This is a genomic window from Nonomuraea sp. NPDC049378 (genome assembly GCF_055586745.1).
Window position 1 is genome coordinate 357,402 of sequence record NZ_JBVJHP010000004.1, and the last position, 24,164, is coordinate 381,565.

The window sequence follows — 24,164 nt, forward strand, 5'->3', positions numbered from 1 at the left end:
GCGATTGACCGCTGAACGCGGCTGACCATAGCGTGACTGACAGCGCTGTCTAAACACGCGGGAGACCTGCCATGAAAACCCCCCTCCTGGCGGCCTCGGTCGCCGTCACGCTGGTGCTCGCGGGCTGCGGCTCCGGCTCGTCCTCGGGAGAGGTACGGCTGCGCATGATCGAGAGCCTGACCAGCCCCGACCGCACGAAACTGATCAAGAAGCTGATCGCCGACTTCGAGGAGGCCAACCCCGGCATCGAGGTGGAGCTGATCTCGCCCCCGCTCGACAGCGCCGACCAGAAGATCCTGCAGATCCTCCAGACCAAGAAGGACCTGGACGTGCTGGAGGTCCGCGACCACACGGCCAAGTCGTTCTCCAACAACGGCTGGCTGGCCGAGCTGCCCACCACCGGCTGGTCCGGCTGGTCCGACCTGACCGAGCTGGCCCAGAAGAAGGCGGTCGAGGTCGGCGGCAAGCCCTACCTCATCCCGTACGGGTTCTACCAGCGCACGCTGTTCTACCGTACGGACTGGGGCATGAGCCGGCCGCCGGCCACGTGGCAGGAGCTCTACGAGGCCGGCAGGAAGATGACCACGGGCGACCGGTTCGGCTACTCGTTCAGGGGTGGCAAGGGCGGCGCCGACTACGCGGTCATGATGATCAGCGCGTACAACGGCGAGAAGCTCGACCCCGAGAAGTCCTTCTTCCTGAAGGACAAGAGCACCATCTTCTCCACGCCCGAGGCGGCCGAGGCCCTGGAGCTCTTCGTCAAGATCTTCAAGGAGACCTCACCGCCCGACTCGGTGTCGTGGGGCTTCCCCGAGATGGTGCAGGGCTTCACCTCGGGCGTCACCGGCATGCTCATCCAGGACCCGGAGGTGATCAAGTCGGTGGAGGAGAGCGGCGTCACGGCCTGGTCCACCGCCCCCATCCCCAAGGGCCCCACCGGCTACGCCTTCCAGCCCGTCGGCTACGCGGGATGGGGCGCGACCTCCTTCAGCGAGCACCCGAAGGAGGCGGTCAAGCTGGTGCAGTTCCTGTCGGAGTCCGAGCAGAGCATCGCCTTCGCCAAGGGCAACTCGCTCATCCCGATCTCGAAGCAGGCCCAGAACGACCCGCAGTTCTCGCAGGGCGCGTGGAAGGCGTACCTGGAGGCGCAGCAGGACCCCAAGCAGGTCATCACGATCCGGCCGGTGGACTATCCGGGCTGGAGCCAGTTCACCGTCGACTCCGACCGTGACATCCAGGCGCTGATCACCGGCAAGAAAACGGTCGCCGAGGTGCTCAAGTCGTGGGACGCCTTCTGGACGGACCAGGCGAAGAAGGTCTCTTGAGCACGGCACGCACCGCCGCGGGACGCACCTTCACGATCCGCAGGGCACGGTTCATCCTGCTGTGCCTGCTGCCCGGCGTGGTGTTCGTGGCGCTGTTCACGTACTACCCGATGATCCGCGGCGCGGTGATCGCCTTCCAGCGCTACAACCTGTTCGACCTGACCTCGACCCCGTTCGCCGGCCTGGAGAACTTCCGGGCCGTGCTGGCCGAGGACCGGTTCTGGACGGCGCTGCGCAACACCGGCACGTGGGTGGTCGTGTCGCTGTTCTTCCAGTTCTTCCTCGGCTTCGGGCTGGCGCTGCTGCTGCGCAGGCACTTCCGCGGCCGCGGCCTCTACCAGGCGTGGGTGTTCTTCCCGTGGGCCATGTCGGGGTTCCTCATCGGGCTGCTGTGGCGGTGGATGTTCAACGGCCAGTTCGGCGTGATCAACGACCTGCTGCTCAAGGCGGGCCTCATCGACGAGCGCATCGGCTTCCTCGCCACCCCGGGCTGGGCGATGACCTCGGTGATCGTGGCCAACATCTGGTACGGCGTCACGTTCTTCGCCATCATGATCATGGCCGCGCTGCAGTCGGTGCCCCGCGAGCTCTACGAGGCGGCGTCGGTGGACGGCGCCTCCCGCCTGCGGCAGTTCTGGCACGTGACGCTGCCGCACATCCGGCCCACGCTGGCCCTGATCGTGCTGCTGCGGATCATCTGGATCCTGAACTTCCCCGACCTCATCTACTCGATGACCGGCGGCGGCCCCGCGGGCAGCACCGACATCATCACGACGTTCCTCATCCAGCAGGTCATCGGCGGCGACTACGGCCGTGCGGGCGCGGTCGGCCTGCTCGTGCTCGGCCTGCTGCTCGCCTTCAGCGTCTTCTACCTCAACGCCACCCGATTCGAGAAGGCCCGGTGAACGGCACGGTGAACGGCACGATGAGACACGTCGCGACCGCGGTGAAGGCCGTCGTGCTGGGCGCCTGGTTGCTGATCACCCTGTTCCCGCTCTACTGGATCCTCGTCACCTCGCTCAAGCCCAAGGCCGAGATCTTCTCGATGCCGCTGAAGTACTGGCCGGGCGAGGTGACGTTCGAGCACTACGAGGAGCTGTTCTCCTTCGCCGACTTCGGCGTCTACCTGATGAACAGCCTGATCGTCTCGCTCGTCTCGGCCGGGGTGGTGACCGCCGTCGGCGTGCTGGGCGGCTACACGCTGGCCCGCTTCGCCTTTCCCGGCAGGGGAGCGGTGATGCTGGCGTTCCTCGTCACGCAGATGATCCCGCTGTTCATCGCGCTCGGGCCGCTCTACCTGCTCATGTCGGATCTCGACCTGCTCAACCGGCTGTCCGGGCTGATGCTGGTGTACGTGGCGATGCTGGTGCCGTTCGCCACGATCATCATGCGCGGCTTCTACGAGCGGGTGCCGGTCGCGCTGGAGGAGGCCGCCCAGGTGGACGGCGCCTCGCGGCTGGTGGCGATGGTCCGGGTGGTGATCCCGGTCATGCTGCCGGGCATCGCGGCCACGTTCATCTTCGCGTTCGTGCAGTGCTGGAACGAGTTGTTCCTGGCGATCACCTTCATCGACAGCGAGGACGCCAAGACCATCCCGGTCGCCATGAACTCCTTCATCACCCAGTACGACATCGACTGGGGCTCGATGGCGGCGGCCACGGTGATCTCCGTGCTGCCGACGCTGGTGCTCTTCGCCGCGATCCGGCGGTACATCGTCGAGGGGCTCACCGCTGGGGCCGTAAAGGGGTGAAAGGGAAAGCCAACCGCTCACCGCGCCATACGGACCTTTCACCGCAGGCCATTCCCACCTAAGCGCCGGACGGCGGCGGCTCGCCGAACAACTCGGCCATGTATCTCCACGACCGGTAGGTTGCGCTCTTACGTTGGGCGTGATCCGCATCACAGTGGAGGGCTCGTGACGACCAAAGAACATGACGCATCGGTTTATGAACAAGTGCAGGGGAGCGATGAGTTCCAGGACCTGAAGAGGCGCTTCCGCCGCTGGACCTTTCCCATGACCGTCGCGTTCCTCGCGTGGTACCTGCTGTACGTGGTGCTGTCGGGATGGGCGCGCGACTTCATGGGGATCAAGTTGTGGGGCGACATCAACGTGGGGCTCGTCCTGGGCCTGCTGCAGTTCGTCTCCACCTTCCTCATCGCGTGGGCGTACTCCAGGCACGCGGAGAAGTCGCTCGACCCGATCGCCGACAAGCTCCGCCACGAGGTTGAGGAGAAGTCGAAGTGAGCTCGACCACCCTGGGGATGATCCTCTTCCTCACGTTCGTCGCCGCCACGCTGGGGATCACCGTCTGGGCGAGCCGGCAGACCAAGACGGCCGCCGACTACTACGCGGGCGGCCGGTCGTTCAGCGGCGCGCAGAACGGCCTGGCGATCGGCGGCGACTACATGTCGGCCGCCTCCTTCCTCGGCATCGCCGGCATCATCGCCCTGTCGGGCTACGACGGGTTCCTGTACTCGATCGGGTTCCTGGTGGCGTGGCTGGTCGCGCTGCTGCTGGTGGCCGAGCTGATGCGCAACTCCGGCAAGTTCACCATGGCCGACGTGCTCGCCTTCCGGATGAGCCCGCGCCCGGTGCGCACCGCCGCCGGCGTGTCCACGATCGTCGTCAGCATCTTCTACCTGCTGGCCCAGATGGTCGGCGCGGGCGCCCTGGTCGGCCTGCTGCTCGGCATCGAGTCGGAGGCGGGCAAGCTCTGGACGATCGTCGGCGTCGGCGCGCTGATGATCGTGTACGTCGTGTTCGGCGGCATGAAGGGCACCACCTGGGTGCAGATCGTCAAGGCCGTGCTGCTGATGACCGGCGCCGCCCTGGTGACGCTGCTGGTGCTGGGCAAGTTCGGCTTCAACCTGTCGGCGCTGCTGAGCCAGGCGGCCACGACGAGCGGCCCGTCGGGCAACACCGGCAGCTTCCTCGTTCCTGGCCTGAAGTACGGTACCGAGGCGCAGGGCCTCGCGGGCAAGATCGACCTGATCAGCCTCGGTCTCGCCCTGGTGCTCGGCACGGCCGGCCTGCCGCACATCCTCATCCGCTTCTACACCGTCCCCACCGCCAAGGACGCCCGCAAGTCCGTGCTGTGGGGCATCGGCATCATCGGCGTGTTCTACCTGCTCACGCTGGTGCTCGGCTTCGGCGCGGCGGCCCTGGTCGGCCGGGAGGAGATCGTCGCCGGCGACCCGGGAGGCAACACGGCGGCGCCGCTGCTCGCGTTGCGGATCGGTGAGGAGATCTTCGGCTCTGTGGGCGGCACGATCCTGCTGGCCTTCATCGGCGCCGTCGCCTTCGCCACGATCCTCGCGGTGGTGGCCGGGCTCACGCTCGCCTCCTCCTCCAGCTTCGCCCACGACCTGTACGCGCACGTCTTCCGGCGCGGCCAGGCCAGCGAGCGGCAGGAGGTCGTGGTGGCCAGGATCTCCGCCCTGGTGATCGGCGCCATCGCCATCGGCCTGAGCATCCTGGCGCAGAGCCAGAACGTCGCCTTCCTGGTGGCGCTGGCGTTCGCCGTCGCCGCCTCGGGCAACCTGCCGGCGATCCTCTACAGCCTGTTCTGGAAGAGGTTCAACACCTCCGGCGCGGTCAGCGCCATCTACGGCGGCCTGCTGTCCGCCCTGGTGCTGGTGATCTTCTCGCCGGTGGTCTCCGGGGGTCCTGCTGCGCTGTTCAAGGACGCCGACTTCTCCTGGTTCCCGCTGAGCAACCCGGGCATCGTCTCCATCCCGCTCGGCTTCCTCTGCGGCTGGCTGGGCACGATCATGAGCAAGGAGTACAACGCCGCCAAGTACGCCGAGATCGAGGTCCGCTCCCTCACCGGCGTCGGCTCGGAGAAGGCCGCCGACCACTGACACCTTTCTCCTCCGAGGGCCCGGCCTCCCCAGGCCGGGCCCTTTGTGCTTTATCGGGCTGTCTCGTAGGGGTTTGCGGGCATTTGGGCGGGCGTCCCACACCCGCTCTTGTCGCTAACGACACAGAAACGCAGTGATGTGAGTGGTTGACGGGATTTCAGCGGTATGGGTACGTTCTCAGATGTGTGAACGTTGCCACACTGGCCTGGCGCCACGTGGCCGTCATCAGCATGCCTGATGCCCCGCTTGCTCAGTGTGGAGGCGAAAACCCCATGAGATCCCCCCTCGTCCGCTGGTCCGTCGTGTCGGTGTCGCTGGCGCTGGCCCTCACCTCGTGTGCCAAGGGCACCGGTGGCGGCGCCGCCCCGACCCCGTCGGCCGGCCAGTTCAACCCCGGTGCCACGTTCAGCGGCTCCATCTCCGTGATGGGCTTCGGCGCGACCGACGAGATCGGGACGACCCGCGTCGACCTGGCCGAGAAGGCCCTCGGCGGCGCGAAGATCAAGCTGATCGAGGGTGACCTCGACATCCAGCAGTTCCTGTCCGCCGTCGCCGCCGGCGACCCGCCGGACGTCATCTACGCCAACCGCGACCAGATCGGCACCTTCGCCTCACGCGGCGCGATCATGCCGCTGACCGAGTGCATCAAGGGCGAGTCGATCGACACCTCGATGTACAACGAGAACGCGCTCGGCCAGGTGACGTTCGGCGAGCAGATCTGGGCCGTTCCCGAGTTCAACCAGGTCCAGATCACCATGGCCAACGGCGACCTGCTCAAGGAGGCCGGGCTGACGATCGAGGACGTCAACGGCTCCGACTGGAGCAAGATCGCCGCCGCGGCCGAGAAACTGGTCAAGACCCCCGGCGGCAAGCTCAAGGTGATCGGCTACGACAGCAAGCTGCCGGAGTTCCTGCCGCTGTGGGCCAAGGCCAACGGCGCCGACCTGCTGTCGGCCGACGGCAGGACCGCCCAGCTCAACAACCCCGCCGTGGTCAAGGCGCTGGAGTTCGCCGTCGGCATCTACGACGCGCAGGGCGGCTTCGCCAAGGTCAAGGCCGCGCGCGACTCCGCCGACTTCTTCGGCAAGGGCAACCAGTTCGCCAAGAACGAGCTGGGCGCCATGGCGATGGAGCAGTGGTACGTCAACGTCCTCAACGACGTCTCGCCCAAGGCGTCCCTGGTCTTCGACACCTTCCGCACTCCGCAGGGCCGGCCCCTGGCCTACTCCTCCGGCTCGTCGTGGGCCATCCCCAAGGGCTCCAAGAACCCCGGCGCCGCCTGCCGCTTCGCCAAGACCATGACGCTCGTGGACACCTGGAAGGCCGCCGCCCAGGCCCGCCTGGACAAGCGCAAGGCCGAAGGCAAGCCCTTCACCGGCGTGCTCACCGGCAACGTCAAGGCCGACGCGGAGATCGAGAAGATGCTCACCTCGGGCGGCGAGCCCTGGGACGCGGGCGTCAAGGCCGTCTACGAGGCCAACGAGAACACCTTCAGCCTTCCCGCCAACCCGGCCGACAAGGAGTTCAAGGACGCCTGGCAGGGCGCCGTGAACCGCGTGCTCAACGGCCAGGACGAGCCGAAGGCCGCGCTCGACAAGGCCCAGCAGGACGCTCAGAAGGCGCTCGACGAGGCATGGGCCGGCTGGACGAAGCGTACGAACTGAGATGCCCCGCTCCCGCTCCCACTCCCGGCCCTCGATCAGGTCGTCCATGCGGTTCGTCGAGACCCGGGCGGCGCTGCTGTTCATCAGCCCGTGGATCCTCGGCTTCCTGATCTTCACCGCGTGGCCCGTCATCAACAGCGCCTACCTGTCGCTGACCGACTACGACGTGATCAACGACCCGTCGTTCGTCGGGCTCGACAACTACCGGACCCTCTTCGAGGATCCCAAGGTCGGGCTGGCGCTCAGGAACACGTTCATCTTCATGGTGATGTCGGTCCCGGCCCAGCTGGTCGTCTCCCTGGGCCTGGCGCTGCTGCTCAACAGCGCCACCAAGGCCACCGGCTTCTTCCGCACGGCGTTCTTCCTGCCCAAGATGACGCCGCCGGTCGCCGTCGGCATCCTGCTGCTGATGCTGTTCAACGGGCAGAGCGGCCTGATCAACGGCTTCCTCGGCATCTTCGGCATCGACGGGCCCGCGTGGACCACCGACCCCGACTGGGTCAAGCCCGGCCTGGTGCTGATGAGCCTGTGGACCGTCGGCTCGTCGGTGGTCATCATCCTGGCCGCGCTGCGCGGCGTCCCCCAGGAGCTGTACGACTCCGCCGTCGTCGACGGGGCCGGCTGGTGGAAGCGCACGCTGCGCATCACCGTGCCGATGATCAGTCCCACCCTGTTCTTCCTGTTCATCGTGGACAGCATCAACGCCCTGCAGTCGTTCACGGAGGCGTACACCGCCTTCTTCGGCTCGGGCAACACCACCTACAGCAACGACGCCGCGCTGTTCTACGCCATCTACCTGTTCCAGCAGGCCTTCGAGTTCCTGCACATGGGCTACGCCTCCGCCCTGGCCTGGCTGCTGTTCATCGTGATCATGGCGATCACGGCCGTGCAGATCCTGGTGACCAGGCGGTTCGTCCACTACGAAGGGGGGAACCCGTGAGGCGCGCCCGGTTGATCCTGACGTGGATCGCGCTGAGCGCGTTCGCCATCGCGTTCATCTACCCGTTCGTCTGGCTGCTCAGCGCTTCCTTCAAGCCGCGCAGCGAGGTGTTCGACAACCGGCTGATCCCCGAGACGTTCACCTTCGACAACTACCTCCAGGTCTGGCAGGAGGCGCCGCTGGCGTTGTGGATGGCGAACACGCTCTTCGTGACCGTGCTGGCGGCGGTCGCCGTGACGATCACGAGCGCGATGGTGGCGTGGGGCTTCGCCTACTTCCGCTTCCCCGGCAGGGGCGCGCTGTTCGGCGTCGTGCTCGGCACGATGATGTTGCCGGGCGCGGTCACCATGATCCCGGTGTTCCTCATCTGGAACTCGCTCGGCATGGTCGGCACGCTGACGCCGCTCTGGGCCCAGAACCTGTTCGGCAGCGCCTTCTACATCTTCCTGCTGCGCCAGTTCTTCCTCGGGCTGCCGCGCGAGCCGTTCGAGGCGGCGAAGATCGACGGCGCGAACAACTGGCAGATCTTCACCAGGATCGCCCTGCCGCTGTGCAAGCCGGCGGTCGTGGTGACGCTGCTGTTCGAGTTCCAGGCGGCCTGGACCGACCTGATGCGGCCGCTCATCTACCTGCGCGACTCCAGCACGTTCACCGTGCCGCGCGGGCTGAAGGCGCTGCTCGACCAGTTCGGGTTCGGCGGCGACTGGCACTGGGAGATCGTCATGACGGCCAGCGTGATCACCACCATCCCGATGATCATCCTGTTCTTCGTCGGCCAGAAACACTTCGTCAAGGGCATCGCGACCACGGGGAGCAAGGGATGAGCTTTCCCGGCGGGTTCCTGTGGGGCGCGGGCACGTCCGCGTACCAGATCGAGGGCCACCACGGCAGGGGCGAGTCGGTGTGGGACGTGTTCTGCCGCCGGCCCGGCGCCGTCGAGGGCGGCGGCGACGGCTCCCGGGCGTGCGACTCCTTCGTGCGCTGGCGTGAGGACGTCGAGCTGGTCAAGGAGCTCGGGCTGCGCGCCTACCGCTTCTCCACCGGCTGGTCACGGGTCATGCCCGACGGCGTGCGCCCCGACCCGAAGGCGCTCGACCACTACGAGCGCTTCGCCGACGCGCTGCTCGAAGCGGGGGCAGAGCCCGTGCTCACGCTCAACCACTGGGACATGCCCGCCGCGCTGACCGGCGGCTGGGCCGAGCGCGCCACCGTGGCCGCCTTCGCCGCCTACACCGAGGCGGTCGCCGGGCGGCTGGCCGACCGCGTCACCTGGTGGATCACCCAGAACGAGCCGTGGATCATCCAGCTGCTCGGCTACCAGCTCGGCCTGCACGCCCCCGGCGTCGCCGACCTGGGCACGGCCGTCAGAGCCGGCCACCACGTGCTGCTCGGCCACGGCGCGGCGGCCGACGTGCTGCACGCCCACCCCGGCGTGCTGGCCGGTGCGGCGCTCAGCCTCTTCCCCTGCGACCCGGCCACCGACAGCGAGGCCGACCGGGCCGCCGCCACCGGCTCCGACGGCTACGTCAACCGGTGGTACCTCGACCCGCTGCTCGCCGGCGGCTACCCCGCCGACATGCGCGAGCACTGGGAACGGGCGCTCGGCCACGGCCTGGACTTCATCCAGGACGGCGACGAGGCCGCCATCGGCGGGCGCAGCGACTTCCTCGGCGTCAACTACTACACCAGGCGCGTCATGGCCGCCGCGCCGCCCGGCCCGTTCCCCTGGCGGGTCGTCGGGCCCGGCGGCGACGTGGCCAGGACCGACGAGGGATGGGAGATCAACGCGGCGGCGCTGCGCGACCTGCTGATCGGCCTGAGCCGCCGCTTCCCCGCCACGCCGCTGATGGTCACCGAGAACGGCGGCGTCTTCGGCGACACGCCCGCACACGACGGCCGGGTCCACGACAACCGCAGGATCGTTTTCCTGCGCGACCACGTGGCGGCCGTCGGCGAGGCCATCGACGCGGGGGCCGACGTGCGCGGCTACCTCCACTGGTCGCTCATGGACAACTTCGAGTGGGCGCTGGGCTACCGGCCCAGGTTCGGGCTCGTCCACGTCGACTACGCGACCGGCGCCCGGACGATCAAGGACTCCGGGCGCTACTACGCCCGGCTCATCGCCGGGGGCGGCGCCGCCCCCGCCCTGCCCAGGATCGAGGCTTACGGCTAGACCATGCGGATCACCACCACGGACACCGCCTACCACCTGGACAGCGGGCACTACCGGCTGACCGTCTCGCGCACCGACCCCAGCGCCGAGCTGGAAGGCTGGCTGACGCTCAGCCTCATCGCCTCCGTCTCCACCAGGAGCGACCGCGACGAGACGTACGAGACATCGCCGCCCGTGCTCGCCGAGCGCGGCGACGTGGCGGTCTTCGACTTCCCGCAGCGCTCGACCGCGTGGGAGGCCAAGACCGTCCGCCTCACCTGCACCCCCGAGACGATCGCGCTGGAGGTGCGGGTCGAGGGCGACGGCGTGATCGGCGACGTGACGCTGCTCGGCGGGCGGGCCGTGCTCAACACCCGCGCGGCCGGCACGTTCCGCTCGGCGGTGCACGCGCGCGGCGTCTTCAACCCCACGCCCACGCACCCGGTGCACGTGGTGCGTCCCGTGTCGGCGCCGCTCGCCCTCACCGTGATCGGCGACGCCTCGCCTGGCCGCCTGCACGCCGTCTTCTCGCCGCCGCCGCTGGCCCTGGCCTTCAGCAAGGAGGAGCCCGACGGCGGCGCGACCTCCGTACCAGAAGGCCCCTGGCTGGGGGCGTCGGTGCGCGCCGGGATCGCGGACCTGACCTTCACCGAGCTCAGGTACGAGCCGCTCGACGGCGGCGCGCTGCTGCGGCTGGACTACGAGTGCCAGACGGCGGTGAGCGGCGCGTGGACGTCGCCTGCTGTGGTGTTCCGCGCCGCGTCGTCCCCCTGGGAGGCCATCTCCCACCACCGGGAGGACCTCGTCGAGCACGGCCTGGCCCCGCGGGGGCCGGTCGCGGAGCGGCACGACTGGTGGAGCGGGACGATCTTCTGCGGCTGGGGCGCCCAGTGCGCCCGGGCCGACGGACGTTCCCCGGTCGAGCTGTCCCGGCAGGACCTCTACGACACGTGGCTGGCCAGGCTGGAGGAGCACGGCGTCGTGCCCGCCACCGTCGTCATCGACGACCGGTGGCAGCTCACCTACGGCAACCAGGAACCCGACCCCGACAAGTGGCCCAGGTTGCGCGAGTGGATCGCCGACCGGCACGCGCGCGGGCAGCGGGTGCTGCTGTGGTGGCGCGCGTGGTCGCCCGACGGGCTGCCCGCCGAGGAGTGCGTGACCGACGCCGCGGGCCGCGCCGTCGCCGCCGACCCGTCCAACCCCGCCTACCGGCGCAGGATCGGCGAGATCATGCGCCGGCTGCTCGGCGACCTCGACGCCGACGGATTCAAGATCGACTTCACGCAGTGGTTCCCCAGCGGGTCGCACCTCAAGGCGTACGGCTCCACGTGGGGGCTCTCCCTCCTGCACGAACTGCTCGGCACCATGTACGCCGCCGCCAAACGCGTCAAGCCCGACGCCCTGATGATCACCCACACCCCGCACCCCGCGTTCGCGGACGTCAGCGACATGATCAGGCTCAACGACGTGCTGGAACTCGACGCCCGCGGCGAGCCCGTGCCCGCCGTCGACCAGCTCCGCTTCCGCCACGCGGTGGCCGTCCACGCCATGCCGGAGCACCTCGTCGACACCGACCAGTGGCCCATGCCGAGCCGGGCCGACTGGCTCGCCTACGCGCGGGAACAACCGTCGCTCGGCGTGCCCGCCCTCTACTACGTGGAGTCCATCGACAACACCGGCGAACCCATCACCGGCGACGACCTGCGCCAGGTGGCGCGGTGGTGGCGGCGATGAGGCAGGCCGAGGTGGTCGTGTACGGCGCGACGTCGGCGGGCGTGTGCGCCGCCGTCGCCGCCGCCCGCCGCGGCCTCGACACCGTGCTGCTCGAACCCGGCCGGCACGTCGGCGGCATGACCTCCGGCGGGCTCGGCTACACCGACATCGGCGACTCGCGCGTGCTCGGCGGGATGGCCGCCGAGTTCCGCCAGGCGGTCGCCGACGCCTACGGCGTGGCTCCCGGCCACTACGCCGGGCCGGAGCCGCACGTCGCCGAGGGCATCTTCGTGGCGTGGCTGGAACGCGCCGGCGTGGAGGTCGTGTACGACGCCCCGCTCCGCACGGTGGTCACCTCAGGGGACCGCATCTTCTCCGCCGTCACCCGCCAGGGCGACTACACCGCCGGCGCCTTCGTGGACGCGAGCTACGAGGGCGACCTGATGGCCGCCGCGGGTGTGTCGTACCGGGTGGGCAGGGAGGACCGCACGCTGCACGGCGAGACCTTCGCCGGGCGGCGCGAGGTCGTGCCCGGCATGCACAACTTCCCGCCGTGGATCTCCCCGTTCCGCGCCGACGGCACGCTGCTGCCGCAGGTCGCCGACGGGCCCATGGCCGAGGTGGGCGCCGGCGACGGCGGCGTCATGTCGTACGGCTACCGCGTCTGCCTGACCAGCGCCGGCGACCGCATACCGATCGAGCGGCGGCCCGGCTACGACGAGGAGCACTGGGAGCTCGGACGGCGGTTGTTCCGCCACTGGCGCGAGCAGGGCGTCGAGCCCCGCGCCGGACGCCTCGTCGGCCTGGCGCCGAACCTCCCGAACGGCAAGTGCGACGGCAACTCGCTCGGGCCGTTCTCTCTCAGCGTGCTCGACCGCTCCGCCTGGGACTACCCCGACGCGGGCCCCGGCGAGCGCGAGCGCATCCGGCTGCACCACCTGCACCACGCCCAGGACCTGCTGTACTTCCTCTCCCACGACCCCGAGGTGCCCGCGAGCGTGCGGGCCGGGCTGGGGCGCTGGGGGCTGCCGCCCGACGAGTTCGCCGACACCGGCCACCTGCCGCACCAGCTGTACGTGCGGGAGGCGCGGCGGATGCTGGGGGACAGGCACCTGACGGAACACGACCTCGTCCGGAGCCGCCCGCAGCCGGACGCCGTCGCGATGGGCTCGTACCACCTCGACATCCGCGAGGTGCAGCGGACCTGGCGGCAGGTGTACGAGCATCCCGACCCGGTGCCGATGGTCGTCACCGAGGGCTACCTGTCGGTGGGGGTCGCCCCCTACCAGATCCCGTACGCGGCGATCGTGCCCCGGCGCGCGGAATGCGGCAACCTCGTGGTGCCGGTGTGCCTGTCGGCCTCGCACGTGGCGTTCTCCTCCATCCGGATGGAGGTGCAGTACCAGATGCTCGGTCACGCCGCCGGGCTCGCCGCGGCGCAGGCGGCGGGGAGCGGCAAGGCGGTGCAGGACATCGACGTCACCGCCCTTCAGGACGACCTCTCCGCCGCCGGCCAGGTGCTCTCCCTCTGACCGCGCCGCCCTGAGCGGCCGGCGCGGTCAGGGCGTGGCGGAGTGGCCGGCCTGCTCCAGGGCGGCCCGGACGAACGGCGGGATGACCCGGCGCAGGACGTTCGCCTTGTGCTCCTCGGCCCTGGCCAGCGCCCGCGCCACGGCGGCGGCCCGGGCGGGCCGGGCGTCCGGGACGGCGGCGAGCAGGTCGAGGGCCGTCAGGCCCGCCACGGCCATGTCCTTGGCGGCCGCCACCCAGCGGGCCAGCTCCGCGGCGATCGGCCCCGGCACGTCCGGCGGCAGCTCGGCCAGCCGGGTCAGCTCGGCGCGCAGCCGTGCGGACGGCTCGCCCTTCAGCGCGTCGGCGCACAGGGACGTGAGCACCGGGCTCTGGTCGGCGCCGGGAGGCCAGGACGAGCACGCCTCCACCAGCGGCAGCAGCTCCGTGACGCCCGGCAGCAACCGCACCGCGCGCTCGTGGGAGCGGGCCGGGTCGTAGGCCGCCGGATGCCAGGCGTAGTCGGCCACGGTCGTGAGCGCGATCCGCGACGCCGCCGCCTCCACCATCGGGTTGGCCGTGATGCCCTCCAGCGGTACGCCGTCCAGCTCCGTCGCCCGCCCGACCAGCGGACCCAGGAAGACCCGGTCGAAGTCGAAGTCGTTGACCGGGAAGTTGTCCCACAGGGCGACGCGGTGGCCGTAGGAGACCGCGGCGGCGGTCATGTCGCGCGCGGAGATCTCGCCCACCACGATGTCGGACCCGGTCCACCAGACCAGCACGTCCGGCGGCAGCTCGGCGGCGAGCCGGTCGCGGTAGGCCGTCGCGCCGGTGCCGGCGTAGTCGGTGGGCACCATGGTCAGCGGCCGGTCGGCCCCGCGCGTGGCCAGGAACCCCGTGGCGAAGTCGCGGCAGACGGCCGCGTGGGCGCTCGCGCTCGCCCCCTCCCGCGTGCCGAACTCCTCCCTGTCGGGCTCGTGCCGCAGCTCGGGCGGGATGTCGTCGAAGAGCAGCGCGAACTCCCTGACGCCCACCTCCCACACCTGCTCCGCCTTGGCCCGCAGCGCCGCCCGCTCCCCGGCGTCGCTGTAGACCATCGACAGGCCGGGGCTCAGCGCGAACACGAACCTGACGTGCCGCGCCGCCGCCTCCGCCACCAGCTCGGCCAGCCTCGCCAGCTCCTCCTCCGGGTACGGCTCCCGCCACCGCTCCCGGTGGAACGGGTCGTCCTTGGGGGCGTAGACGTAGGCGTTGAGCTTGTGCCTGCCGGAGAAGCGCAGGTGTTCCATGCGGGCGTCGTGGGTCCACGGAGTGCCGTAGAAACCCTCGATGGTGCCCCGGAGCGGCAGGTCGGGCCAGTCGCGTATCTCGGCCTCCGGCACGCACACCCGATGCTCGGAGCAGGGGGCTCCCGGGGCCGCCGTCAGGGCGAGCAGCGTCTGCGCGCCGTAGAAGGCGCCCGCGGGGTCCGCGCCGACGATCAGCACGCGGTCGCGGGCGGCGCTCAGCGTGTATCCCTCCGGCGGCAGCCCGGCCGCGGCGTCCACCCGCACCTCCACCTCCACCGGCCGGGCGTCCCGCCCTTCGGGTGCGTTGGATGACCCGAGAGCGCGCAGGGCGGCGGTGGCGGTGGCGGGGCCGGGCTGGATGCGGCATCCGCTGAGGTCCACGTGCGACCGGCCGACATTGATCGTTTTCGGATGGGGGACGATCCAGTCCAGGGCATGCATTGTGGGAACGATACCGGATACAATCTCGCCCCGTGAGCGAGGATGTGACCGAAGTTTTGCCCGGGGTGTTCCGAATTTTGGACACCTGCCACGTCTATGTCATCGCGGCTCCCGCCCGGCCGGGAGCGGAACGCACCGGGATCGCCATCGACTTCGGCTCCGGCCGTGTGCTCGACCTCCTGGAAGAGCTCGGTCTCGACCGGCTCACCGATGTTCTCATGACACACCACCATCGTGACCAGGCACAAGGCCTGGCCAGGGCGGTGGAGGCGGGCGTGGGCGTGCACGTGCCGCCGGTCGAGCGCGACCTGTTCGAGAAGGTCGGCGACATGTGGCAGGGGCGGCGCATCAGCAACGACTACGACCTGCGCGACGACCGCTTCTCCCTGCTGGAGCCGGTGCGGGTCGACGGCGTGGTGCCCGAATACCGCACGGCCCGCTACGGCGGCGTGGACGTCCGCGTCCTGCCCACCCCCGGTCACACGCCGGGCTCCGTCAGCTACCTGGTGGAGGCCGGCGGCACGAAGGCGGCCTTCACCGGCGACCTGATCTACGCGCCGGGAAAGGTCTGGTCGCTGGCCGCCACCCAGTGGTCCTACACCGAGAACGAAGGCCCCGCGATGGTCGTCCTCAGCTCCGAGCTGCTCCAGCGGGAGGAGTTCGACGTGCTGCTGCCCTCGCACGGCGAGCCGATGACCGACCCCGCGGACGCGCTCGCGCGGCTGTCCACGGCCATGCAGCGCTACGTCGACTTCCGCCGCCCGCACCCCTGGAACGTGCGCGGGCTGCTGGCCGAGCCGTTCATCGAGGTCACCCCCCACCTGCTGATGAACAGGAGCAGCCAGTCCTACAGCTACGTCCTGCTGTCGGAGACGGGCGCGGCCATGGTGTTCGACTTCGGCTACGACATGTGCACCGGCCTGGTGCACAGCACCGCGCGTGAGGCCCGCCGGCCGTGGCTGGCGTCGCTGCCCGCGCTGCGCGAGCTCCACGGAGTGACCGACGTCGAGGTGGCGCTGCCCACCCACTACCACGACGACCACGTGGCGGGCATGCCCCTGCTGCGCGACGTCGAGGGCACCGAGATCTGGGCGCCGTCCCACATCGCCCCGATCCTGGCCACGCCGCTCCACCACGACCTGCCGTGCCAGTGGTTCGACCCGATCCCCGCCGACCGGGTGCTGGGGCTGGGGGAGACGGTGCGGTGGCACGAGTACGAGATCACGGTGTACGACCTGCCGGGGCACACGCTGTTCGCGGCGGCGTACGCGTTCGAGGTCGACGGGCACCGGGTGCTGGTCACCGGCGACCAGCAGGACGGGAACGGCATCCCGGGGGCCGGGGAATCGGCACGCCAGGAGATCCTGAACTTCCAGTACAAGAACAGGTTCAGGATCGAGGACTACCGCAAGAGCGCCGCACTCTACCGGCGGCTCCGCCCCGACCTCATGGTCAGCGGCCACTGGCGGCCCCGCTGGGTGGACGACGACTACCTGCGCATGCTCACCGAGCGGGGCGAGGAGCTCGTCGCGCTCCACCACGACCTGCTCCCGCTCGACCGGCTCGATGTGGGGGCCGACACGGTGCTGTGCCGCCTGACCCCTTACTATTCGAGCGTCCCCGCCGGGGGCGAGATCACGCTGACGGCCACGGTGCGCAACCCCTGGCCGGGCAAGGCGACGGTCACCGTGGAGCCGGTCGTTCCGCCGGGCTGGCGTCGCGAGCCGGGGCCTTCGACGCTGAGGCTGGACGGAGGGGGTATGGATCAGGTGCGTTTCCGTCTCGGCGCGGACACCGTGCCGCGGCGCCGCGTACGCCTCGCCGTCGATGTGACCATCGGCGATCTGCGCCTCGGGCAACACGCCGAGGCGCTGGTCGACGTGGTCGGGGAAGGGAATTGATGACCGTAGAGCGGCGCCCGTCCCCCAGCCGTTCCCGGCGTCCCACGATCAAGGACGTCGCGGAGGCCGCCGGCGTCTCCCGCTCCACCGTCTCCCGGGCGCTGACCGGTCGCGGCTACGCGGCCAGCGACGTGCGCGAGCGGGTGCTCCGGGCGGCGGCCGAGCTAGGCTACGTGCCCGACGTGATGGCCCGCACCCTCAAACAGCAGGTGAGCAGGTCCGTCGGCGTCCTGGTGAGCGACCTGCGCAACCCGTTCTACGCGGAGCTGGCCGCGGGCGCCAGCAGGGAGGCCCGCGAGCGCGGCTACACGATGGTCCTGGCGGACACGAGCCTGTCGGCCGAGGCGGAGAGCGAGGCCGCGGAGGCGCTCGTGGCGCTCCGGGTGGCCGGCGTGGTCGTGACGCCCAACTCCTCGGCCGTCTCCACCTACCTGGGCGCCCACGGCATCCCGGTCGTCGAGGTCGACCGGCAGTTCGCGGCGGGCTCGACCGACGGCGTCGTGGTCGGCAACCGCGTCGGCGCCCGCACGGCCACCTCCCACCTGGTGGAGCTGGGTCACCGCAGGATCGCGCTGTTCATCGACGAGACCGACTGGACGACCGGCTACGAGCGCTACCAGGGCTATCTCGAAGCGCTCGCGGCGGGCGACATCAAGGTCGAGCCCGAGCTGGTCGTCTCGTCGGGCTGGGACGTCGCCGACTCCCGGCGCAGGGCGCTCGACATGCTGCGCGGGCCCGACCGGCCCACGGCCGTCTTCGCGGCCAACAACGTGCTCGCCGAGGGCGTCTGGCGGGCGATCGGCGAGCTGGGGCTGCGGGTGCCCGTCGACATCAGCCTCGTGGCCTTCGACGACGCGCCCTGGATGAGCATGGTCTCGCCCACGGTCAGCGCGGTCTCGCAGAACACGTACGGTCTGGGCGCGACCGCCGTACGCCGGCTGTCGGAGCGGATCGAGATGCCCGAGGCCGACTCGGTCACCACGGTGCTCAACGTGCGGCTGATCAGCCGCGAGTCCACCGCACCACCCCCCGAGATCTGACATTTCGGCATATGTCGCGTTGACCCGTGGGGAAAGGTCGCCCTAGGATCCCGTGTGGGAACGATGTCACAGTCCTGTGTGCGGCGCCCGTTCCCGTCGGAGGCCCAATGGAGTACGATCTTCCCCCCGTTCTGTCGCTGGACATCGGCGGCACCAAGCTCGCCGCCGGCGTCGTCACCGGCGACGGCCGGATCCACGGCTGGCAGCTCATCCCCACCCTCAGGGACGAGGGGCCGCGGCGCGTGTTGTCCAGGCTCTTCGACCTGGGCAGGAAGGCCATCGCCGAGGCGGGCGCGCCCCACGTGGCGGCCGTCGGCATCTCCTGCGGCGGGCCGCTCGACGCGGCGGCGGGGGTGCTGGAGTGCCCGCCGCACCTGCCCGGGTGGATCGACATCCCGATCGGCGCGATGGCGGCGGAGGCGTTCGGCGTCCCGTCCGCGCTTGAGAACGATGCCACGGCCGCCGCCCTGGGCGAATTCCGTCATGGCGCGGGCCGGGGCACGTCCACGATGCTCTACCTCACCGTGTCCACCGGCGTGGGCGGCGGCTCCGTCATCGGCGGGCGCCTGCACCGGGGCGCGGCCGGCAACGGCGGTGAGCTGGGCCACGTGATGGTCAGGCCCGGCGGCCGCGCGTGCTCGTGCGGCCGGCTGGGCTGCCTGGAGGCGTACGCGTCCGGCACCTCCATCGCCGAGCGCGCCCGCGAGGCCGTCGCCGCCGGGCGGGCCTCGTCCCTGTCCGCCATCGAGTCCCCGACGGCCGAGGACGTCTCCCTCGCGGCGGCCGCCGGCGACGCGCTCGCGAACGAGATCTGGGACGAGACCACCGGGGCGCTCGGCACCGCGATCACCGACCTGGTGAACGCCTTCGAGCCGGAACTCGTCGTCCTCGGCGGCGGCGTCACCCGTTCCGGCGCCCGGCTCCTCGACCCCGTCGCCGCCGCCGTCGCCAGGGACGCCATGCCTCCCGCGGCCCGCGCAGCCCGCATCGAGCTCGCCCAGCTCGGCGCGGGGGTGTGCGTGGTGGGCGCCGGAGCCGTCGCACACGACCTCGTCACAGGAAAGACCGATGCCTGACCTGCCCCCGCTGACCGCACCCTCCACCCCGACCCCGCACGACCCGTCCCCCGAGACGTCCGGACCGTCCCCCGAGACGTCCCCGACGTCCCGCGACACGGGTGGAGCCGAGGCGGCCGGGCTGCCGCCCGTGCTGGCCGGGCACGTCGAAGGCCATCTCGCCGCGGCCCGCCGCATGGCGGAGCTGGTCCCGGCCGTCGAGGCCGTCGCGGACCTGCTCATCGAGGCCTTCACCGGCGGCGGCACCCTCTACACGATGGGCAACGGCGGCAGCGCGGCCGACGCCCAGCACCTCACGGGCGAGCTGGTCGGCCACTACAAGCGCGACCGCCACCCGCTGCCCGCGGTGACGCTCACGACCGACGCCACGGTCATGACGTGCATCGCCAACGACTACGCCTACGAAGAGGTCTTCGCCCGGCAGGTCCAGGCCCTCGCCCGGCGGGGAGACGTCGTGGCGGCGTTCACCACCAGCGGAAACTCGCCCAACGTGGTCGAGGCCCTGGCGACCGCACAGAGCAGGGGAGCGGTCACGGTACTCTTCGGCGGCGGCGACGGCGGAGCCGCCGCGAGGCACGCCGACCACCTCCTTCTCGCCCCCTCGTCCGAGACCCCGCGCATCCAGGAGATCCACACACTGATGCTGCACATGATCAGCGACAAGGTCGACGCATGGGCCGCCGCATGACCAGGCCCTCCGACCCCACGCCCGCCGCCCCCACGCCTTCCGACCGCACGCCCGCCGCCCCCATGGCGAACGCCCCCTCGGGCGCGCAGCCCGCCGACCTGCCCCGCGCGCCGCGACCGGCCGCCACCCCCGGCCGCACCCTGCACATGATCGGCAACGCACACCTCGACCCGGTGTGGTTGTGGCCGTGGCAGGAGGGCTACCAGGAGGCGCGGGCGACGTTCTGGTCGGCGATCCACCGCATGGACGAATATCCCGACTTCGTCTTCACCTGCGACCAGGTCGTCCTGCTGTCGTGGGTGGAGGAGTCCGACCCCGAGCTGTTCGCCAGGATCCAGGAGAAGGTCGCCGAGGGCCGCTGGGTGATGACCGGCGGCTGGTGGGTGGAGCCCGACTGCAACATGCCGTCGGGAGAGTCGTTCGTCCGCCAGGGTCTGTACGGCCAGCGCTACCTGAAGGAGAAGTTCGGGGTCACCGCGTCGGCCGGCATGAACGTCGACCCGTTCGGCCACAACGCCATGCTGCCCGCCATCCTGCGCGGGCAGGGCATGGACTCCTACTGCTTCCTGCGCCCCGGGCCGCACGAGAGCGAGTTGCCCGGCACGATGTTCTGGTGGGAGGCGCCCGACGGCAGCCGCGTGCTGGCGTACCGCATCCCGTTCGAATACTGCAGCCCGCCCGGCGAGGTCGCGGGGCAGACCGAGAAGGCGCTCGGCCAGCTCGACCGCTCGCTCGGCGACCTGATGATCTTCTACGGCGTCGGCAACCACGGCGGCGGGCCCACCAAGGCCAACATCGAGTCCATCCACCGCTACGACCGGATGGGCACGTTCGGCGAGCTGACGATGTCGTCGCCGCGCCGCTACTTCGACGAGATGGCCAAACGCCTCGGCGAGCAGGGCCTGGCCGACCTGCCGGTGTGGCGCGACGACCTGCAGCACCACGCGGCCGGCTGCTACTCCGCCCACTCCGGCGTCAAGGCGTGGCAGCGCAGGGCGCAGGCCGCCGTGCTGTCGGCCGAGCGGTGGGCCGCGATCGCCGGCCACGACGCCCGCGCCGACCTCGAACGCGCGTGGAAGCAGGTGCTGTTCAACCAGTTCCACGACGTGCTGCCGGGCTCGGCCATCGAACCCGCCTACGACGACGCCCGCGACCAGCTCGGCGAGGCCGTGGCGATCTCCAAGCGGATCATCACCAGGGCGCACAACGTGATCGCCCGCGACGTCCGCGTGCCCGAGGAGACCGGCACCCAGCCGGTGATCGTCTTCAACCCGCACCCGTGGCCGGTCACCACCCGGGTCGAGATGCAGTACGGCCTCGCCCCCAACGGCGTGCACGTCGTGGACGCCGACGGCGCCGACGTCCCGTGCCAGCGCACCCAGTCGGTGGCGACCACCGACGACAAGGGCCGCGGCGCCACCGTGTTCCAGGCCGAGCTGCCGCCGCTGGGCTACCGCCTCTACCGGTTGCGCCAGGGCCCCGGCATGCACGCGGCCGGCACGCTGTCGGCCTCCGAGCTGCACCTCGAGAACGACGTGCTCCGCCTGGAGCTCGACCCCGCCACGGGCTGGCTGACGAGCCTGCTCGACAAGCGCACCGGCGTGGACCTGGTGGCCGGGGCGGCGGGCGAGCACACCCAGATCTGCGCGGACCCGACCGACACGTGGGGACACCGCGTCGTGTCCTACGACTGGCCTGGCGAGGCGATGGCGACCACCGGCATCGTGCTGCGCGAGAGCGGCCCGCTGCGCGCCCGCATCCGGGTCGAGCGGGCGTGGGGCCGCTCGACGATGACCGAGGAGTTCATCCTGGGCGCGGGCGACGACGACGCGGTCGAGGTGCGGGTCACGCTCGACTGGCGCGAGCGGGCGCACCTGATGAAGCTGCGTTTCCCGGTCGCGCTGGAGAGCCCCGCGGCCACGTACGAGATCCCGTTCGCCCATCTCGGCAGGCCGATCGACGGGGCCGAGGAGCCCGCCCAGTCCTGGGTGGACCTGTCGGGCGCCGTCGACGGCGCGCGCGCCGGGCTGGCCGTGGTGAACAACGCCAAGCACGGCTACGACGTCGCCCCGCCGAGCGCCGGCCGCGACCACAGCATCGGCATCACGGCCGTGCGCAGCCCCGTCTACGCCTGGCACGACCCCCGGCTGCTCGACCCCGACGGCCACTACTCCTACCAGGACCAGGGCACGCAGCGGTTCACGTACCTGCTGGTGCCGCACGCGGGCGACTGGCGCGCCGCCGGGCTGACCCGCCGGGCGGCGGTGCTCGGCTCCCCGGTGCGGGCGATGCTGGAGAGCTTCCACGACGGCCCGCTTCCCCCGGCGCGCGGCTACCTCGACGACGGCGGCGGCCAGGTCATGGTGACCGCGGTGAAGCTGCACGAGGACGCGCCGCGCGATCTGGTGGTACGCGCCGTGGAGAGCACCGGTCGGGCGGCCGCGGCCACGCTCGACATCCCGCTGGCCGGCGTCAGGGTCACGGCCGACTTCGGGCCGAGCCAGATCCGTACGTTCAGGATCCCGCTCGACGATCCGCACTCCGCCGTGGAGACCGACCTGCTGGAGCTCGGCAGCCGCAGGGGCGCGTTCACCGTGGAGTCATGGTGACCGGTCCGCTGGTGATGGCCGACCCCGGCGGCGGCGAGGTGGCCGTCGAGGTGCTGGGCGCGGGGCCGTACGTCATGAGCGGGCGGTGGGGCGAGCGGCGCGCGACCGGCCGCCGCGAGCTGCGCCTGACCATCCGGTACGACGGCGCCGAGCCCTCCGCCGGCACCGTCCGCGTCAGCAGGCGGGTGCCCGCCGCCGAGCCGTGGTGGCTCATTCCCGGCCTGTTCTACGGCGAGAACCGGCCGGCGGCGTGCCGGCGGGTGTTCCCCCGCTTCGAGGCGGGCGCGGACCGGCCCGGCGAGATGGTCTCGGCCCGGTGGGGGTTCCGCGCGGACCGGGCGGCCACCCCCGCCGTCATGGTGTGGGGCGACGAGGCGGGCGCCTGCCTGATCGCGGACGAGGAGTCGGCGCTCGGCACCACCGGCCTGGCCGTCGAGCACGCGGCGGGGGAGGCGACGATCGCGCTGCTCTTCCCGTACCAGGAGTTCCCGATCACCTACTACGGTTCGGCGCTGCCGCTGCCCGCCGAGGCCGCCACGCACGTGTGGCAGCCCGGCGAGTCGCGCGAGCTGACCGTGGCGACGTGCCCGCTGCCGGCCGACCGGCACGCGTACGCGCCGCTGCTGCGCGAGGACCGCGAGCTGCGCCTGCCCGCCGCGCCCGTCGAGCCGTGGCAGGACGTCGAAGAGGCGGCCGGCATCGCCGCCGAAGGCCTCCACCGCTGGCACTACGACCCCGACCCCGGCGTGTTGCTGGAGACGGTCGGGTTCGACCGGGAGGTCAGCGGCGCCGACGGCGAGCGGGTCGACCGGCAGGCCATGCACGTCGGCTGGGTGAGCGGCATCCCGTGGGCGGCCGCGCTGCTGGAGCACGGCCTGCGGACCGACCGGCCCGAGCACGTGGCCGCCGCCTCGCGGGTGATCGACTTCATCTGCGCCAACCTGTCGCCGTCCGGCACGTTCTGGGGCACGTGGTACCGCCGTTCGGGCTGGTCGCAGAGCTGGAGCCACACCAAGGACGCCCTGCACGCCCGCACGCTGGGGGAGGCGACGCTGTTCCTGCTGCGGGCGCTGCGCCACCGGCCCGACCCGGCCTGGCAGGCGGCGGCCCGCTCCAACCTCGACGTGATGGTGGCCCGCCAGCGGCCCGACGGCAACCTCGGCACCCTGCACCACGCGGCCACCGGCGAGGTGCTGTCCTGGTCGGGCGCGTCCGGGCTGACCTGGATCGCGGCCCTGTGCGAGGCGGGCGGCGAGACGTACCTGCGGGCCGCGGAACGGGCCGGCGGCTACTACGCGGCCTTCGTCGAGGACGAGTTCATCTATGGCGCCCCCGAGGACGTCGACCTGGCGCCGACGTCGGAGGACGGCTACGCGGCCGTGATCGCGTACATGGCGCTGCACCGCGCCACGGGCGCCGCCCGCTGGCTCGACCTGGCCCGCCGTGCCGCCGACTGGACGTTCACCTTCCGCTATTCCTACAACGTGCGCTTCGGCCCCCGCACCCCCTTGGGCGTGTACGGCTTCGCCACCCGCGGCGCCGACCAGGCCTCACCGTCCAACCAGCACCTGCACGCCTACGGCCTGGTGTGCACCGACGAGTTGATCGCCCTGTCGGAGGCGCTCGGCGACCCCTACTACGCCGAGCGGGCGTACGAGACGCTGGCCTGTTTCCGCCAGTTGCTGCCCGCCGCCGACGGCGACCTGAACGCCTACCGCGGCATGATCACCGAGCGCTACTACCAGACCGACTGCTTCCAGCCCAAGGGCATGTACCTGACGTTGTCGCACGCCTGGAGCGCCGGGGTGCTGCTGCTGGCCTGCGAGCAGGTGCTCGCCCGCGACCGGGCCCGCCCGGTGGCGGATCACGCCTCCAGGTAGCGCCGGACCTCGCGGCCGTGGCCGCGGGGTCCGGCGACCTGCGGCGTCCGGAACGGCTCCGCGACCGGCCGGA

The 24,164-nt window shown here is 71.1% G+C and carries 18 protein-coding genes; 17 read left to right on the forward strand and 1 reads right to left on the reverse strand.

All coding sequences use genetic code 11. The features are described 5' to 3' along the window. Nucleotides 1-71 precede the first annotated feature (71 nt). The 11 genes from ACZ6SA_RS11630 (at nucleotide 72) to ACZ6SA_RS11680 (ending at nucleotide 13,190) form a co-directional block, all read left to right on the forward strand. Nucleotides 72-1,325 carry an ABC transporter substrate-binding protein gene (locus tag ACZ6SA_RS11630; protein WP_347644101.1) on the forward strand — a complete coding sequence of 418 codons (1,254 nt, stop codon included), beginning with the start codon at nucleotides 72-74 and terminating at the stop codon, nucleotides 1,323-1,325. After that, complete coding sequence (locus ACZ6SA_RS11635) at nucleotides 1,322-2,230, forward strand: carbohydrate ABC transporter permease (RefSeq protein WP_443151391.1); 909 nt, start codon at nucleotides 1,322-1,324, stop codon at nucleotides 2,228-2,230. The genes ACZ6SA_RS11630 and ACZ6SA_RS11635 overlap by 4 nt, the downstream gene beginning before the upstream one ends. Further along, the gene (locus tag ACZ6SA_RS11640) at nucleotides 2,227-3,075 is read left to right on the forward strand and encodes a carbohydrate ABC transporter permease (RefSeq protein WP_465827704.1); all 849 of its coding nucleotides are present in this window, start codon (nucleotides 2,227-2,229) and stop codon (nucleotides 3,073-3,075) included. The genes ACZ6SA_RS11635 and ACZ6SA_RS11640 overlap by 4 nt, the downstream gene beginning before the upstream one ends. Nucleotides 3,076-3,279: 204 nt before the next feature. Further along, nucleotides 3,280-3,570, forward strand: coding sequence for a DUF485 domain-containing protein (locus tag ACZ6SA_RS11645; protein WP_443151393.1), 291 nt, complete (start codon nucleotides 3,280-3,282; stop codon nucleotides 3,568-3,570). A 17-nt stretch (nucleotides 3,571-3,587) separates the two neighbouring features. Continuing rightward, a complete protein-coding gene (locus ACZ6SA_RS11650) occupies nucleotides 3,588-5,186 on the forward strand; it encodes a solute symporter family protein (RefSeq protein ID WP_347644352.1) in 1,599 nt (532 codons plus the stop codon). Nucleotides 5,187-5,458: 272 nt separating this feature from the next. Then, a complete protein-coding gene (locus ACZ6SA_RS11655) occupies nucleotides 5,459-6,850 on the forward strand; it encodes an ABC transporter substrate-binding protein (protein WP_465827706.1) in 1,392 nt (463 codons plus the stop codon). 46 nt (nucleotides 6,851-6,896) lie between these two features. Continuing rightward, nucleotides 6,897-7,790: a carbohydrate ABC transporter permease gene (locus ACZ6SA_RS11660; protein ID WP_347644096.1), complete on the forward strand. Its 894-nt coding sequence runs from the start codon at nucleotides 6,897-6,899 to the stop codon at nucleotides 7,788-7,790. Further along, on the forward strand, nucleotides 7,787-8,614 hold the full coding sequence (locus ACZ6SA_RS11665) for a carbohydrate ABC transporter permease (RefSeq protein ID WP_465827708.1): 828 nt from the start codon (nucleotides 7,787-7,789) through the stop codon (nucleotides 8,612-8,614). The genes ACZ6SA_RS11660 and ACZ6SA_RS11665 overlap by 4 nt, the downstream gene beginning before the upstream one ends. Then, nucleotides 8,611-9,963, forward strand: coding sequence for a GH1 family beta-glucosidase (locus tag ACZ6SA_RS11670; protein ID WP_465827710.1), 1,353 nt, complete (start codon nucleotides 8,611-8,613; stop codon nucleotides 9,961-9,963). Before ACZ6SA_RS11665 ends, ACZ6SA_RS11670 begins: the two co-directional genes overlap by 4 nt. Nucleotides 9,964-9,966: 3 nt before the next feature. Continuing rightward, entirely contained in the window at nucleotides 9,967-11,679 is a 1,713-nt protein-coding gene (locus tag ACZ6SA_RS11675) for a hypothetical protein (protein WP_443151397.1), read from the forward strand. Beyond that, nucleotides 11,676-13,190, forward strand: coding sequence for an FAD-dependent oxidoreductase (locus ACZ6SA_RS11680; protein ID WP_465827712.1), 1,515 nt, complete (start codon nucleotides 11,676-11,678; stop codon nucleotides 13,188-13,190). The genes ACZ6SA_RS11675 and ACZ6SA_RS11680 overlap by 4 nt, the downstream gene beginning before the upstream one ends. 27 nt (nucleotides 13,191-13,217) lie before the next feature. On the opposite strand, the gene ACZ6SA_RS11685 is transcribed toward ACZ6SA_RS11680, so the two are convergent. Continuing rightward, on the reverse strand, nucleotides 13,218-14,897 hold the full coding sequence (locus ACZ6SA_RS11685) for a protein O-GlcNAcase (RefSeq protein WP_347644091.1): 1,680 nt from the start codon (nucleotides 14,895-14,897) through the stop codon (nucleotides 13,218-13,220). A 32-nt stretch (nucleotides 14,898-14,929) separates the two neighbouring features. On the opposite strand from ACZ6SA_RS11685, the gene ACZ6SA_RS11690 reads away from it, so the two are divergent. From ACZ6SA_RS11690 to ACZ6SA_RS11715, 6 genes are all read left to right on the forward strand, one after another. Continuing rightward, a complete protein-coding gene (locus tag ACZ6SA_RS11690; RefSeq protein WP_465827713.1) occupies nucleotides 14,930-16,798 on the forward strand; it encodes an MBL fold metallo-hydrolase in 1,869 nt (622 codons plus the stop codon). Beyond that, nucleotides 16,798-17,838: a LacI family DNA-binding transcriptional regulator gene (locus tag ACZ6SA_RS11695; RefSeq protein ID WP_465827715.1), complete on the forward strand. Its 1,041-nt coding sequence runs from the start codon at nucleotides 16,798-16,800 to the stop codon at nucleotides 17,836-17,838. Before ACZ6SA_RS11690 ends, ACZ6SA_RS11695 begins: the two co-directional genes overlap by 1 nt. Before the next feature lie 107 nt (nucleotides 17,839-17,945). Next, complete coding sequence (locus ACZ6SA_RS11700; protein WP_465827717.1) at nucleotides 17,946-18,914, forward strand: ROK family protein; 969 nt, start codon at nucleotides 17,946-17,948, stop codon at nucleotides 18,912-18,914. Then, nucleotides 18,907-19,602, forward strand: a complete 696-nt coding sequence (locus tag ACZ6SA_RS11705; protein ID WP_465827719.1) for a D-sedoheptulose-7-phosphate isomerase — start codon at nucleotides 18,907-18,909, stop codon at nucleotides 19,600-19,602. Before ACZ6SA_RS11700 ends, ACZ6SA_RS11705 begins: the two co-directional genes overlap by 8 nt. After that, nucleotides 19,587-22,211 carry an alpha-mannosidase gene (locus tag ACZ6SA_RS11710; RefSeq protein ID WP_347644086.1) on the forward strand — a complete coding sequence of 875 codons (2,625 nt, stop codon included), beginning with the start codon at nucleotides 19,587-19,589 and terminating at the stop codon, nucleotides 22,209-22,211. Before ACZ6SA_RS11705 ends, ACZ6SA_RS11710 begins: the two co-directional genes overlap by 16 nt. After that, entirely contained in the window at nucleotides 22,205-24,091 is a 1,887-nt protein-coding gene (locus ACZ6SA_RS11715) for a hypothetical protein (RefSeq protein WP_347644085.1), read from the forward strand. The genes ACZ6SA_RS11710 and ACZ6SA_RS11715 overlap by 7 nt, the downstream gene beginning before the upstream one ends. The last annotated feature ends 73 nt before the right edge of the window (nucleotides 24,092-24,164 follow it).